Source organism: Paraburkholderia sp. SIMBA_030 (assembly GCF_046535245.1).
Taxonomy (GTDB): domain Bacteria; phylum Pseudomonadota; class Gammaproteobacteria; order Burkholderiales; family Burkholderiaceae; genus Paraburkholderia.
In genome coordinates this window covers 1-238 of sequence record NZ_JAWRXB010001564.1, presented here as the reverse complement: position 1 = coordinate 238, position 238 = coordinate 1, and the positions used below count along the sequence as shown (strand labels likewise).

At 67.6% G+C, this 238-nt stretch carries 1 protein-coding gene; it reads right to left on the bottom strand.

What is annotated here, in order from left to right; all coding sequences use genetic code 11:
- Nucleotides 1–26 precede the first annotated feature (26 nt).
- Nucleotides 27–238, bottom strand: a 212-nt coding sequence (locus SB772_RS45275) for a glutathione S-transferase family protein (RefSeq protein WP_410839186.1), incomplete at its 5' end; no start/stop codon positions are given.

Here is a 238-nt window from a genome sequence, read left to right as displayed (position 1 = left end):
CCGATTAAATCAAAGCGGCGAAATGCTCAATCGCGATCAGGCGCGCCCAGCGGAAGCAGGTGCCGATACGGTCGCGCTTCCTCCACCGCGCGCGCAAACGAAGGGCGTGCGAGCAACCGCGCGCGATACGCCCGCAGCGCGCCGAAGCGCTCCGGAATACGATGCGTCCAGTCGGCGTAAAAGAGCGAAGGCGCGGCCGCGCAGTCCGCGAGCGTGAAGTCCTCGCCCGCTGCCCAGG